Here is a 13,258-nt window from a genome sequence, read left to right as displayed (position 1 = left end):
CCAACGCCGCACAGACCTGCGTAGGAGCGGCCTTGCGTCGCGAAAGGGCTGCGTAGCGGCCCCGGCGATTTTTGCTGCGCCACAGAACCTGGGGGCCGCTCCGCGACCCGTTCCGACCGGTCCGGCGCCCCGGCAAGGCCGCTCCTATAAGACCGCATTCATGGCGCACAAAAAAGCCCGCAGCGACGGCGGGCTTTTTTGCATGCAACCACTCAGATAGGGCGGCTGCCGTATTTGTTGTCCGGCTTCTTGGGCGGATCGGCGACCACGTTGGCCTCCACTTCCTGCACCTTGCCACCGCGCGAAAGGAATTCTTCCATCGCTTTGGCCAGGGCATCACGCTCCTTCTGCTTGGCTTCCAAGCTCGGCATCTCGTCTACCGAGACAGCGGCCTTGGACTTGCCTTTGGCAGTGGGCGCGGGGCTATCGTCTTCGCCGGAGTCTTCCGCTACGTCATCAGCCGCAGCTTCCAGACCCTCATCAGCCTCATCATCATCGCCTACTTCGAGGTCGTCGTTTTCCAGATCATCGTCGCTCATGTTCTACCTCATGACTTGCGAAAAGCAGGTTAGTTATAGACCAGTGCAGCCGTAGACCGGCAGCCACCAGTGAAAATTCAACTGGCCGTGGGTTGGCCACTGCCTTGGGCATGCACCTCCTGATGGGAGGGTTTGTACCCTGCAGGCCCTGCTCCTGGCAGGGCCTGACGAAATCCTTGAGCCATCTGCTGGCCACGCGCTAATGGCAAGCCTAGCAAAGGCTGGGGGCGCCTGCGGACTGCTTGTCCAACACCCTTCGGCGCGCATTCTAGCGCGCCCGTAGAAAAAGCAAAGCGCCATAAACGCCCATCATCTTGTAAGTTTTCCGCCTGCGTCGCGAACGTGGCGGATAAACCGTTTGCTGTGCGGGAAAAGGCAAAAATCAGGCGAAAAAATGCCCGGCGAACCGGGCAAGATTTTCCAGCGTCGCAGTTACAGGTTGTAGCCGCGTTCGTTGTGCTGAGCCAGGTCGAGGCCGACCGACTCTTCTTCTTCGTTGACCCGCAGCCCCATCACCACGTCCAGTACCTTGAGAATCACGTAGGTAACGATGGCGGTGTAGACCACGGTGAAAATCACGCCCTTGGCCTGGATCCAGACCTGCATGCCGATATCGGTCACAGCGCCGAAACCGCCCAGGGCTGGAGCTGCGAACACACCGGTCAGGATGGCGCCGACGATACCGCCGATGCCGTGCACGCCGAAGGCGTCCAGCGAGTCGTCATAGCCCAGCTTGCGCTTGAGGGTGGTGGCGCAGAAGTAGCAGATCACGCCAGACGCCAGGCCAATCACCAGGGCGCCCATCGGGCCCACGGTACCGGCAGCCGGGGTGATGGCGACCAGGCCGGCGACCACACCCGAGGCGATGCCCAGGGCACTCGGTTTGCCGTGGCCGATCCACTCGGCGAACATCCAGCCCAGCGCCGCAGCAGCGGTGGCGATCTGGGTCACCAGCATGGCCATGCCGGCAGTGCCGTTGGCAGCGGCGGCGGAACCGGCGTTGAAGCCGAACCAACCGATCCACAGCATTGCCGCGCCCATCAGGGTGTAGCCCAGGTTGTGCGGGGCCATCGGCGTGGTCGGGTAGCCCTTGCGCTTGCCCAGTACCAGGCAGCACACCAGGCCCGCGATACCGGCGTTGATGTGCACCACGGTGCCGCCAGCGAAGTCCAGCACGCCCCAGTCCCACATCAGCGCGCCATCACCGCTCCAGACCATGTGCGCGATCGGCGCATACACCAGGGTGAACCAGATGCCCATGAACACCAGCATCGCGGAGAACTTCATGCGCTCGGCGAAGGCACCGACGATCAGCGCCGGGGTAATGATGGCGAAGGTCATCTGGAAGGTGATGAACACCGCCTCAGGGAACAGCGCGGTGGCCGAAGTGAGGCTGTCGGGGGTGACACCGCTGAGAAACGCCTTGGAGAAGCCACCGACGAAGGAATTGAAGTTGAGCACGCCCTTTTCCATACCCGTGGTATCGAAGGCCATGCTGTAGCCGTAGACGACCCAGAGAATGCTCATCAGACCGGTGATCGCGAAGCACTGCATCATCACCGAGAGCACGTTCTTGGAACGCACCATACCGCCATAGAACAGGGCCAGGCCCGGGATGGTCATGAACAGCACCAGCGCCGTTGCGGTCAACATCCAGGCAGTGTCGCCGGAGTTCAGCGCTGGGGAAGCTTCCTCTGCCAGGGCAAGCCCGGGCATTACGAGGGACAATAGGGCTCCTAGCCCTGCGATCTTACGCAGAGTCATGTTGTTTTCTCCTGGGGCGTTGGGTTTGGTGAGGCTTTTTTTGTTACTTAGATCGCGTCGGTATCGGTTTCGCCGGTACGGATGCGGATCGCCTGCTCCAGATTCACCACAAAGATCTTGCCGTCACCGATCTTGCCGGTGTTGGCAGCCTTGGTGATGGCTTCGATCACCCGATCAAGGTCCTTGTCGTCGATGGCGACGTCGATCTTCACCTTGGGCAGGAAGTCGACCACATATTCAGCACCGCGATACAACTCGGTGTGGCCCTTCTGCCGACCGAAGCCTTTGACTTCAGTGACGGTGATGCCCTGCACGCCGATTTCCGACAGCGACTCGCGCACGTCGTCCAGCTTGAACGGCTTGATGATGGCTGTGACTAGCTTCATGAAACTCTCTCCCGATTTGGTGGACTTGCCCCAGGAAAACAAACCCGTCTCAAGTCTAAGCGCAGCGGTTGGCTTTGTAACGCGTCGTCGGCATCCGGCTCCGCGTGCGCACTGCCTGGTCACAAGGAACTGCATCAGTGCATGGCTCGTACAGGTCTTTGCAGAAACCTTGCCAGTTCCACTAAACCGCCAGAAAACAGTGAGTTGCTTGAAAGCGTCGGCGTTGGCCAGTCGCCAGCATCAAAAAGATGCACGATTTCGGTGCGCTACCCGTTGGCGTCTTGCTCGAAAAATGTGCAAGGCTCACCCGCTCCTGCCCTCAAAACAGTGTTTTGCTGCGTGCTACACTGCGGGTCATTTTTCAGATTCAGTGGACAGCCGAACATGCTCGCGCCCAAAGCCCTCCTCGACGCCCTGAGCGACCAGGCCTCGCGCCTTTTCAGCAGCGATACCGCCCAGCCTCGCGCCGAACTCGAAAGCCAGTTCAAGGTGCTGATGCAGGGCGCCTTCAGCAAGCTGGACCTGGTCAGCCGCGAAGAATTCGACAGCCAGATGGTCGTCCTCGCCCGCACCCGCGCTCGCCTGGAAGCCCTGGAGAAACAGGTCGCCGAGCTGGAAGCACGGATGGCGCCACCTCAGGCATAAGGTTCAGGCCGATGCCTGCAATCGCCCTTCGCCCGGGTTGCCCGATTTAGGCGGCAACTCGCTGGCATGCAGCGTCCCCCGAAACAAAGCGGCACCGCACAAGGTGAACAGCGTTTTCACCCGGTTGTGCGAGTTGAGTATCTCGGCCTGGATATGCTCGATGTCGTTGTCCGCCGGCTGCAACGCCACTGCGCGGTTGATCCACTCGATGGCCGCGAAGCGGCTTTGCTTGCGTGTGCCATGCCCCTGCATCCAGGCCAGCCCCAGCTCTGCGCTGGCACGGGCGGCAATCCAATCGTCCGGGTGCTCGACCAGGCCAAGCAAGTAGTCGACGGCCTCGGCCTGCTCCTGCGGCTCGCCAAACTGCCGCAGCAGAATACCCAGTTGCAGGCGCGCACCGGCAGCGGTCTGCGCACTGCCCAACGCATCGTTCAATAGCCGCCTCACTGCCAGCATGGCACTTCGGTCGCTCAAGGCTTCGGCACTTTGCATACGCTGGCATGCCAAGGTGTATTTGGCCACCTTGCAGCCAGCCTGCACCGCGCGCAGCAGCCAGTATTCGGCCGCATCCGCGTCCAGGTAGTGCCCAGGGGTGTTGGCCAGTGCACCGCGATGCAGGTGATGAAGGCTCAGCGCAGCCTCTGGCAGGCTCAGATCGGCACAGCGTTCATAAAGGAAATAAGCGGCCTCTTGCTGGTTGGCAGACCAGAGCAGACGTGGCACTTCGAGCACATCGAAATCCGGCCGCTGGCGGCCAAGTTGCCGCTTCACCGCACGCTGCGACCACATACGTGCCTGCTCAGGCGAACATGCAAACCCCCAGCGCCCAAACGCATGCCCCACCGCCCGCAGCGCACAGGCAGCCGGGTGCGAACCGCTCTCGCACAGCCGCTCGATCGCGCTACGAAATGCCTGCTGGTCATCGTCCATGCCGTGGAACAGCATGAGGCAGACAAAACTACGAAAGGGCTGGCCGATACCCGGGACAAAGCCCAGGTCAGGGTAAAGGTCTACACAGCCAGCAAAATCGCGCAGCGCGCCCGTGTAGTCCTGCAGGGCACAACCACGCAAGGCACCACGCCATGCCAGCAAGGTAGCGCGCTCCCTAGGCCTGAGCGCACGCAGCGACCACCCCTTGAACACCTGCTGCCAGGCAGCGATCGACTGCACCTGGCCGGCATGCGGCAGTTCGAGCTGGTCCTCGATAGCCAGCCAGCGCAGCGCATTGCGCTGCTCCTCTCGCCATCCTTCACACAGCGTGCCACCAGCCAATTCGTCGATTGCCGCGTAACTGCCGCCCCAACGGGGCAGCAGGTAGACGGCATGCGCCTGAATCGCTTCAAAACAGCCGGGGAAAGCACCCAGCGCATGCTGCAGCCAATAGTGCTGCGCGGCTTCTCGCCCATGCACGGCACGTTTGCCCAGGCACGCCGGCAAGGTCTGTGGCACTTGGGCCAGGGGTAGCAGGCCGTACTTCACCAGCAGCGGCGCCGCAGCCTCCTGCACCTCCACATCCGCGTGAGCGCTCGGGCTGAAGCGTGCCGGCTGGCCGTCGAACAGTTCGCACAACCAACCTGGCTCGGCAAACTGCGCGCTGAGCCGCAGCATGCCGATGGCCGCCGCCACCGGCTGCGCCGAGCGCCCCATGGCACGCAACAGGTGCGCGGCGCCGAGCTCGCAAACCTGCTCGGCCGCCAACTGCTGCTCGGCACTGAGGGGCTCGGCATTGGCACTGTCGTGGATATCGCAGGCGCGGCTGAAGCAATGCAAGCCCATCACCACCTGAGGGTGGTAGGCCTTGGGGCAGGCGTCGATCCAGGCCTTTAGAACCTGCGTCAGGGCCTTGTCGCCCTGGCAGTCCCAATCGACCAGCATGTGCCCTTCGACGGCCTCCAGGTAGGCAGGAAACTCGCCGGGTGGCGACTGTCGCCAGCGCACTTCGAGGATGTCGAAGTAGCGGTTGAGTTCAACGAATGCACTGGCCTGCACCAATTCTCGGATTGCCTGGCGAGTGCGAGTGAGCGTTTGCACGGAGCAATACCTCAAGTCCATTTGTGGGAAGCGGCGCTGCCATCCCATGGCAAGCGCAGTAGCCTTTCAACACTAAGCCATACCCTGGATCTGCGCAAAGTTATTGGATCCATTTTTGTCAGATTGTATGAAAAACCAGGGGAAATCCCTGACCTGAAAAACCAGGACGCACACTTCTTGCGCTGATTGCCACTCCCCCCGCTAACCTTGCCCAAGCCGCCGGAAGCGGCCCTTTTCAGCGACAACGGAGCGTCCATGTCACTTGCCCTCGTCCACAGCCGCGCCCAGGTAGGCGTGCAGGCACCGGCGGTCAGCGTCGAAACCCACCTGGCCAACGGGCTCCCCCACCTCACCCTGGTCGGCCTGCCCGAAACCACGGTCAAGGAAAGCAAAGACCGGGTACGCAGTGCCATCGTCAACTCAGGCCTGGACTACCCGGCAAGGCGCATCACCCAGAACCTGGCGCCCGCCGACCTGCCCAAGGATGGCGGGCGCTATGACCTGGCCATTGCCCTGGGCATTCTGGCCGCCAGTGGCCAGGTCCCGGTGGCCACCCTCTGCGACATCGAGTGCCTGGGCGAGCTGGCGCTGTCCGGGCAACTGCGCCCTGTGCAGGGCGTGTTGCCGGCGGCGCTGGCGGCAAGGGATGCGGGTCGGGCATTGGTGGTACCACGCGAAAACGCCGAAGAAGCCAGCCTTGCAGGTGGGCTGGTGGTGTATGCCATCGGGCACCTGCTGGAACTGGTCGCCCACCTGAACGGCCAGGTACCGTTAGCGCCCTATGCCGCCAATGGCTTGATATTGAACAGCCGGCCCTACCCCGACCTCAGCGAGGTACAGGGCCAGGTGGCGGCCAAGCGTGCCTTGTTGCTGGCCGCAGCCGGGGCGCACAACCTGTTGTTCACCGGCCCGCCCGGCACTGGCAAGACCTTGCTCGCCAGCCGCTTGCCAGGGCTGTTGCCGCCGCTGGACGAGCGCGAAGCGCTGGAGGTGGCAGCCATTCAGTCGGTCAGCGGCCATGCGCCGCTGAACAGCTGGCCACAGCGCCCTTTCCGCCACCCGCACCACTCGGCCTCAGGCCCTGCACTGGTGGGCGGCAGCAGCCGGCCACAGCCGGGCGAAATCACCTTGGCTCATCATGGTGTGCTGTTTCTCGATGAGTTGCCGGAATTCGAGCGGCGCGTGCTGGAGGTACTGCGCGAACCGCTCGAGTCCGGCGAGATCGTGATTGCCAGGGCGCGGGACAAAGTGCGCTTCCCGGCGCGTTTTCAGCTGGTGGCGGCGATGAACCCCTGCCCTTGCGGCTACCTCGGCGACCCGAGCGGCCGCTGCCGCTGCAGCACCGACCAGGTCCAGCGTTATCGCAACAAGCTGTCGGGGCCGCTGCTGGACCGTATTGACCTGCACCTGACCGTGGCGCGCGAAACCACCACGCTGAACAACCAACCCAGCGGTGACACCAGCGCTGCGGTCGCCGAGCGGGTGGCCGAGGCGCGCGACCTGCAGCAACGTCGGCAAGGGTGCGCCAATGCGTTTCTCGACCTCAACGGTTTGCGCAGCCATTGCCTGCTGGAGGCGGCCGACCAGGCTTGGCTGGAGACTGCCTGCGAGCGATTGAACTTGTCGTTGCGCGCTGCCCATCGGCTGCTGAAAGTGGCGCGCACGCTGGCGGACCTGGAGGGCGTGGCGTCGATTGCCCGGGGGCATCTGGGCGAGGCGTTGCAGTATCGGCCTGGGAGCTGACAGGGGCAGGCTTGCCCGCAAGAAGGCCACCACTGACTGTCACTTTTTTCGGGACAATCTTTCCTGCCGTCAGCAGATTGTCTAACACCCCCTCCACCTCCAGAATTGTCCGCCACACTGTTCTAACGCTGCCCCGGCAGCTCATGGAGTTCGAGCCAATGCCACACGAAGGCAGCCTTCTGCAAACCGCGGTGATCTTCCTCTTCGCCGCCGTCCTTGCCGTCCCCTTGGCCAAGCGCCTGCAACTGGGCGCGGTGATCGGCTACCTGCTGGCTGGCGTGGCCATCGGCCCGCAGGCGCTGGGGCTGATCCGCGATACCGAGAGCGTCGCGCACATTTCTGAACTGGGCGTTGTTCTGCTGCTGTTCATCATCGGCCTGGAGCTGTCACCCAAACGCTTGTGGCTGATGCGCAAGTCAGTGTTCGGCGTGGGGGCTGCGCAGGTGTTGCTGACCGGTGCGGTGATCGGCGCCATCGCCCTGTTTGGCTTTGCCCAGTCATTGCCGGCGGCCCTGGTACTGGGCCTGGGCCTGGCGCTGTCATCGACCGCCCTCGGCCTGCAGAGCCTGGCCGAAAGCAAGCAGCTGAACGCGCCGCACGGTCGCCTCGCGTTCGCCATTCTGCTGTTTCAGGACATCGCGGCCATCCCGCTGATCGCCCTGGTCCCGCTGCTGGCCGCCAGCGGTCCGGATACCAGCCACGGTGACAGCCTCGAACATGCACTGAAGGTATTCGCCAGTATCGCCGTGGTCATCGTCGGCGGCCGTTACCTGCTGCGCCCGGTGTTTCGCATCGTCGCCCGTACCGGCCTGCCGGAGGTTTCCACCGCCACCGCGCTGCTGGTGGTGATCGGTACCGCCTGGCTGATGGAAGAGGCCGGCATTTCCATGGCCCTGGGCGCCTTCCTCGCCGGCCTGTTGCTGGCCGACTCGGAGTACCGCCACGAGCTGGAGTCGCAGATCGAACCGTTCAAGGGGCTGCTGCTGGGGCTGTTCTTCATCAGTGTCGGCATGGGCGCCAACCTGAGCCTGCTGCTGGAAATGCCGCTGGTGCTGTTGGGCCTGACCCTGCTGCTGATCGCGGTCAAGCTGACCTTGCTGATCGTGGTCGGCCGGCTGGCGGGTGGCCTCAACAGCGCCAGCGCCCTACGCCTGGGGATGGTGCTGGCGGCGGGTGGCGAGTTCGCCTTCGTGGTGTTCAAGCTGGGCAAGGACCAGGGCTTGTTCGACACCCAGACCTACGACCTGCTGATGATGACCATCACCCTGTCGATGGCCCTCACCCCCCTGCTGATGCTCGGCTGCGCCCGCGCCCTCAAGCGCCCGCAGCCGCAGCGTGAAGTGCCGGAGCAGTACAAGCAGATCCAGACCGACGCCCCGCGTGTGGTCATCGTCGGCATGGGCCGCATGGGGCAGATCGTCTCGCGCATCCTGCGCGCGCAGAAGATCCCCTTCATCGCCCTGGAAACCTCGGTGGACGCCATCGAGATGACCCGCATGTTCGAGCAGGCTCCAGTGTTCTACGGCGACCCCTTGCGCGCCGAGGTGTTGCATGCGGCCAAGGTGGGCGAGGCCGAGTACTTCGTCATCACCACCGACGACCCGGAAGTCACCACCCGCACGGCGGAGCGGGTCAAGCGCCTGTACCCGCACCTGAAAGTGCTGGCCCGCGCGCGTAACCGCCAGCATGTGCACAAGCTGATCGATGTAGGCGCCGAGCCGATTCGCGAGACGTTCTATTCGAGCTTGGAGATGACCCGCCGTGCGCTGGTGGGGTTAGGGTTGAGTGATGAACAAGCGGCGGATCGCATCGCCCGGTTTACCCAACACGACGAAGAAGTGCTGGTAGCCCAAGGGCAGGTACGCGATGACCGGGCCAAGGTGATGCAGACAGCCAAGGAAGCGCGGGTGGAACTGGAGCGGTTGTTTGATTCGGATGCGGATTGAGTTGTGGATTGAGGCTTGGAGCGCTCGCCGTTAGGTGATTTGTCGCCATAGAGATCGAGCGCCGCGCGGGCGGCGCTCGATTTCATAGGCCCTGAACGCCTATCGACAGGCGCCTAGAAGCCATTAAGCCAGCCCCACAGATTAAACCGTTAAACTGCGAAACTGCCCTTACCGTTCCACCCGGAGAACGATCATTGGAAGACCTCAACTCCCTCTACTACTTCACCCAGGTAGTGGAGCACGGCGGTTTCGCCCCGGCAGGTCGCGCGCTGGACATGCCCAAGTCCAAGCTCAGCCGGCGTATCGCAGACCTTGAAGAGCGTCTTGGCGTACGCCTGCTGCACCGCACCAGCCGGCATTGCTCGCTGACCGAAATCGGCCAGGCTTACTACAACCGTTGCCTGGCCATGCGCGTGGAGGCCGAGGGCGCGGCGGAGATCATCGAACGCAACCGCAGCGAGCCGCGCGGGCTGGTGCGCATCAGCTGCCCGACCACCTTGCTCAACTCCTGGGTCGGGCCGATGCTGACGCGCTACATGCTCAAGTACCCGCAGGTAGAGCTGTTCATCGAAAGTACCAACCGCCGCGTCGACCTGCTGCATGAAGGCTTCGACGTGGCGCTGCGCGTGCGCTTTCCGCCGCTGGAAAACACCGACATGGTGATGAAGGTGCTGAGCAACAGTACCCAGTGCCTGGTCGGCCAGCCGCAATACCGGGAGCAACTGCCCAAGGGCTTCGACCCGCAGATGCTCGGCCAGCTGCCCAGCGTGCACTGGGGCAGCGCCCAACGTGAGTACCAGTGGGAGCTGTTCCAAGGGGAAGACCAAAGCCACAGCATCGTGATCCCGCACACACCGCGCATGGTCACCGACGACCTGTTTGCCTTGCGCCATTTCGTGGTGGCCGGTGTGGGCATTGCGCACCTGCCCCGGGTAGCCGTGCGCGAGGACCTGGCCGAGGGCCGGCTGGTGGAGCTGTTGCCGGGCTGGCACCCGCGCTGCGGCATCGTGCATGCGATCTTCCCGTCGCGGCGCGGCTTGCTGCCGTCGGTGCGGTCGCTGATCGATCACCTGGCCGAGGAGTTCGCCATCAGCGACATGGCCTGAATCTGTGCTGGTCTCATCGCGAGTGAATCCGCGCCCACAGTTACAGCGCAGTGCTGAAGATCTACACACAAAAAAGGGGCCTCTGCAGGCCCCTTCTTCACATCAACTCAGAACGCGAAGCACGAACAACCCAGCGCCCCCCAGAACCCTTGGAAGTCGTTCACCGGCACGCTGGAATGCCGCGCCTTTTCATGGCTGTGCGCATGCACCCCACACGGGCCGCTGCACTGGTGCACCGCTGCGGCCAGCGATGGCGTACCCACCCGCCAGTGCCCCGGCACCTTGGCCACCGGCGACCATTCCGGCAGTACTGGCACCTGCGGCGGGCCGAGCCTGTCGAACTCGCCGGCGCCGTACACGACCTTGCCATCGACGAGGGTCAGCACCGACTCGATGCCCTTGATCGCCTCTTCATCGACACTGAAGAAGTCCAGCGACAACGCCGCCAGGTCGGCCAGCTGGCCCACCTTGATCTGGCCTTTCTTGCCCTGCTCGCTGGAGAACCAGGCGCTGCCCTGAGTGAACAACTGCAGCGCGGTGTCGCGGCTCAGGCCTTCCGGGTACAGCGCCATGCCGCCAACGGTCTTGCCGCTGACCAACCAATACAGCGAAGTCCACGGGTTGTAGCTGGAGACGCGGGTTGCGTCGGTACCGGCCCCAACCGGCACACCCATGTCGAGCATGCGCTGGATCGGCGGTGTCTTTTCGGCTGCCTTGGCACCGTAGCGGTCGACGAAGTATTCACCCTGGAAGGCCATGCGGTCCTGGATGGCGATGCCCCCGCCCAGGGCACGCACGCGCTCGATGTTTTCCGGGGTGATGGTTTCGGCATGGTCGAAGAACCACGGCAGGCCGTTGAACGGAATGTCCCGGTTAACCTTTTCGAACACATCGAGCATGCGCGTGATCGATTCGTTGTAAGTAGCGTGCAGGCGGAACGGCCAGCGCTGCTCGACCAGGTGGCGCACCACCGGCTCCAGCTCTTCTTCCATGGTTTGCGGCAAGTCCGGCCGCGGCTCAAGGAAGTCCTCGAAGTCGGCGGCGGAGAACACCAGCATCTCGCCCGCGCCGTTATGGCGCAGGAAGTCCGTGCCGCTGTGCAGCTTCACGCTCGACGTCCACTTCTTGAAGTCGTCGAGTTCTTCCTTGGGCTTCTGGGTAAACAGGTTGTAGGCGATGCGCACGGTCAACTGGCCTTTGTCAGCCAGCTCCTGGATCACCGAATAGTCGTCGGGGAAGTTCTGGTAGCCACCCCCGGCGTCGATGGCGCTGGTCAGGCCCAGGCGGTTGAGCTCACGCATGAACTGGCGGGTCGAGTTGACCTGGTATTCCAGCGGCAGCTTCGGCCCCTTGGCCAGGGTAGCGTAGAGGATCATCGCGTTAGGGCGGGCAATGAGCATGCCGGTCGGCTCGCCGAATTTGTTGCGCTGGATCTCGCCACCTGGCGGGTTCGGCGTGTCCTTGGTGTAGCCCACGGCCTTGAGCGCAGCGCGGTTGAGCAGTGCGCGGTCGTACAGGTGCAGCAGGAACACCGGGGTATCGGGCGCGGCCTGGTTGATTTCTTCCAGGGTCGGCATGCGCTTTTCAGCGAACTGGAATTCGTTCCAGCCACCGACCACACGCACCCACTGCGGGGTTGGGGTACGGGCGGCCTGGTCTTTGAGCATGCGCAGGGCGTCGGCTACCGACGGTACGCCTTCCCAACGCAGCTCCAGGTTGTAGTTCAGGCCACCACGGATCAAGTGCAGGTGGGAGTCGTTCAGGCCTGGGATAACGGTACGCTGCTTGAGGTCGATGATCTGCGTGGCAGCGCTTTTGTGGGCCATGGCGTCGGCGTCACTGCCGACGGCAATGAAGCGGCCGTCCTTGATGGCAACGGCGGTGGCGGTGGGCTTCTCACGGTCAACGGTGTGCAGTTTGCCGTTGAACAGGATGAGGTCGGCGGTCATGGAGCCTCCTTGGGTGGATGCATGGGCGGAACCGGCGGAGCCGGCGAAGGGCAATGCGGACCAGAGCGCGCCAGCAGCACCGAGCACGGTGCTGGTGGCGAGGAACTGGCGACGGCTCTTGTCGTTGGGGTCCTGGGACATGGTCTTCTCCGTCTGGGTGCGGCGGCGGCAAGCGCAACTGCGGAGCATGCCGGTTCGTGCCTGGCCAAGGCTTGGATGGATGTGCGGTGGGTGGGTGAAGGTTAGCCTTGATCAGCTTTTGTGCAGCGGCCGGCCTCGGCGCGAGGCGGCCGCTGGATTTTCACCGGTTCAAGAACGCCAGCAGGTCTTCGTTCAACTGCTGCGTATGCGTCACGGCAAAGCCATGCGGCGCGCCTTCATACACCTTCAACTCGGCCCCACGAATCAACTCGGCAGCCTTCTTGCCGGTGGTCTCGAACGGCACGATCTGGTCCGCGTCACCGTGGATAACCAAGGTAGGCACCTCGATCTTGGCCATGTCGGGGCGGAAGTCGGTCTCGGAAAACGCGCTCACGCAATCCAGCGTGCCCTTGATCGAGGCCAACAGCGCGATGTTCAGGGTTTGCGTCAGCACGCCCTGGGACACTTGCTGGCCCTGGTTCAAGCCATAGAACGGCGTGGCGAAATCAGCGATGAACTGCGCCCGGTCCGCACGCAGCCCTGCCTGAATACCTGCGAACACCGATGCATCGACCCCCTCTGGGTTGTCATCACGCTTGCCGAACACCGGCGTCACCGCGCCCAGCAGCACTAGCCCGGCAACTCGCTCGTTGCCATGGCGGGCGATATAACGGCTGACATCGCCGCCGCCCATGGAGAAGCCCACCAGGGTCACTTCACGCAGGTCGAGGTGCTCGATCAACTGGGCGATGTCATCGGCAAAGGTATCGTAGTCGTAACCGTTCCACGGTTGGCTCGACCGGCCGAAGCCACGGCGGTCGAAAGCGATGGCGCGGTAGCCGCGGCTGGCCAGGAACTCCATCTGCGCGTCCCACATGTCGGCATCCAGCGGCCAACCGTGGCTGAACAGCACGGGCTTGCCGCTGCCCCAGTCCTTGAAATAGAGCGAAGTGCCGTCGCGGGTTACGAGTGTGCTCATGTCGGTATCTCCTTGAAAGCCTTTTTGGG

At 63.4% G+C, this 13,258-nt stretch carries 10 protein-coding genes; 4 read left to right on the top strand and 6 right to left on the bottom strand.

The window, feature by feature from the left end; genetic code table 11:
- Positions 1–212: 212 nt before the first annotated feature.
- The 3 genes from sutA to glnK form a co-directional block, all read right to left on the bottom strand.
- Positions 213–539 (bottom strand): transcriptional regulator SutA, encoded by a 327-nt coding sequence (sutA, locus tag HU770_RS17635; RefSeq protein WP_033702226.1) that lies wholly within the window; start codon positions 537–539, stop codon positions 213–215.
- A 432-nt stretch (positions 540–971) separates the two neighbouring features.
- Positions 972–2,303 (bottom strand): ammonium transporter, encoded by a 1,332-nt coding sequence (locus tag HU770_RS17630; RefSeq protein WP_186664650.1) that lies wholly within the window; start codon positions 2,301–2,303, stop codon positions 972–974.
- Positions 2,304–2,350: 47 nt separating this feature from the next.
- The gene (glnK, locus tag HU770_RS17625) at positions 2,351–2,689 is read right to left on the bottom strand and encodes a P-II family nitrogen regulator (protein WP_002555808.1); all 339 of its coding nucleotides are present in this window, start codon (positions 2,687–2,689) and stop codon (positions 2,351–2,353) included.
- A gap of 384 nt (positions 2,690–3,073) precedes the next feature.
- Here glnK and HU770_RS17620 point away from each other — a divergent pair, with 384 nt between their 5' ends.
- Positions 3,074–3,334 carry an accessory factor UbiK family protein gene (locus HU770_RS17620; protein WP_033702230.1) on the top strand — a complete coding sequence of 87 codons (261 nt, stop codon included), beginning with the start codon at positions 3,074–3,076 and terminating at the stop codon, positions 3,332–3,334.
- Between the two features lie 3 nt (positions 3,335–3,337).
- Here HU770_RS17620 and HU770_RS17615 read toward each other — a convergent pair whose 3' ends face one another.
- Entirely contained in the window at positions 3,338–5,365 is a 2,028-nt protein-coding gene (locus HU770_RS17615) for a DUF4034 domain-containing protein (RefSeq protein ID WP_186664648.1), read from the bottom strand.
- Positions 5,366–5,620: 255 nt separating this feature from the next.
- Between HU770_RS17615 and HU770_RS17610 the strand changes: the two genes are divergently transcribed.
- The 3 genes from HU770_RS17610 to HU770_RS17600 all read left to right on the top strand — a co-directional run bounded on the left by HU770_RS17610 (position 5,621) and on the right by HU770_RS17600 (position 10,160).
- A complete protein-coding gene (locus HU770_RS17610; RefSeq protein ID WP_186664646.1) occupies positions 5,621–7,108 on the top strand; it encodes a YifB family Mg chelatase-like AAA ATPase in 1,488 nt (495 codons plus the stop codon).
- A 158-nt stretch (positions 7,109–7,266) separates the two neighbouring features.
- On the top strand, positions 7,267–9,054 hold the full coding sequence (locus tag HU770_RS17605) for a monovalent cation:proton antiporter-2 (CPA2) family protein (RefSeq protein WP_033702242.1): 1,788 nt from the start codon (positions 7,267–7,269) through the stop codon (positions 9,052–9,054).
- 194 nt (positions 9,055–9,248) lie between these two features.
- On the top strand, positions 9,249–10,160 hold the full coding sequence (locus HU770_RS17600; RefSeq protein WP_033702243.1) for a LysR substrate-binding domain-containing protein: 912 nt from the start codon (positions 9,249–9,251) through the stop codon (positions 10,158–10,160).
- Positions 10,161–10,267: 107 nt separating this feature from the next.
- Here HU770_RS17600 and HU770_RS17595 read toward each other — a convergent pair whose 3' ends face one another.
- On the bottom strand, positions 10,268–12,109 hold the full coding sequence (locus tag HU770_RS17595; protein WP_162181163.1) for an amidohydrolase: 1,842 nt from the start codon (positions 12,107–12,109) through the stop codon (positions 10,268–10,270).
- 301 nt (positions 12,110–12,410) lie between these two features.
- Positions 12,411–13,229 (bottom strand): alpha/beta hydrolase, encoded by an 819-nt coding sequence (locus HU770_RS17590; protein ID WP_047582060.1) that lies wholly within the window; start codon positions 13,227–13,229, stop codon positions 12,411–12,413.
- Positions 13,230–13,258: the final 29 nt, after the last annotated feature.

It is taken from the genome of Pseudomonas sp. SWRI68 (assembly GCF_014269165.1).
Lineage (GTDB): Bacteria > Pseudomonadota > Gammaproteobacteria > Pseudomonadales > Pseudomonadaceae > Aquipseudomonas > Aquipseudomonas capeferrum.
Note: the sequence above shows the minus strand (reverse complement) of the source record. Positions and strands in the feature narration are given on the sequence as shown.

Coding starts and splice junctions, on each gene's coding strand:
- sutA (WP_033702226.1), bottom strand. CDS start 539: ATGAGCGACGATGATCTGGAAAACGACGACCTCGAAGTAGGCGATGAT.
- HU770_RS17630 (WP_186664650.1), bottom strand. CDS start 2,303: ATGACTCTGCGTAAGATCGCAGGGCTAGGAGCCCTATTGTCCCTCGTA.
- glnK (WP_002555808.1), bottom strand. CDS start 2,689: ATGAAGCTAGTCACAGCCATCATCAAGCCGTTCAAGCTGGACGACGTG.
- HU770_RS17620 (WP_033702230.1), top strand. CDS start 3,074: ATGCTCGCGCCCAAAGCCCTCCTCGACGCCCTGAGCGACCAGGCCTCG.
- HU770_RS17610 (WP_186664646.1), top strand. CDS start 5,621: ATGTCACTTGCCCTCGTCCACAGCCGCGCCCAGGTAGGCGTGCAGGCA.
- HU770_RS17605 (WP_033702242.1), top strand. CDS start 7,267: ATGCCACACGAAGGCAGCCTTCTGCAAACCGCGGTGATCTTCCTCTTC.
- HU770_RS17595 (WP_162181163.1), bottom strand. CDS start 12,109: ATGACCGCCGACCTCATCCTGTTCAACGGCAAACTGCACACCGTTGAC.
- HU770_RS17590 (WP_047582060.1), bottom strand. CDS start 13,229: ATGAGCACACTCGTAACCCGCGACGGCACTTCGCTCTATTTCAAGGAC.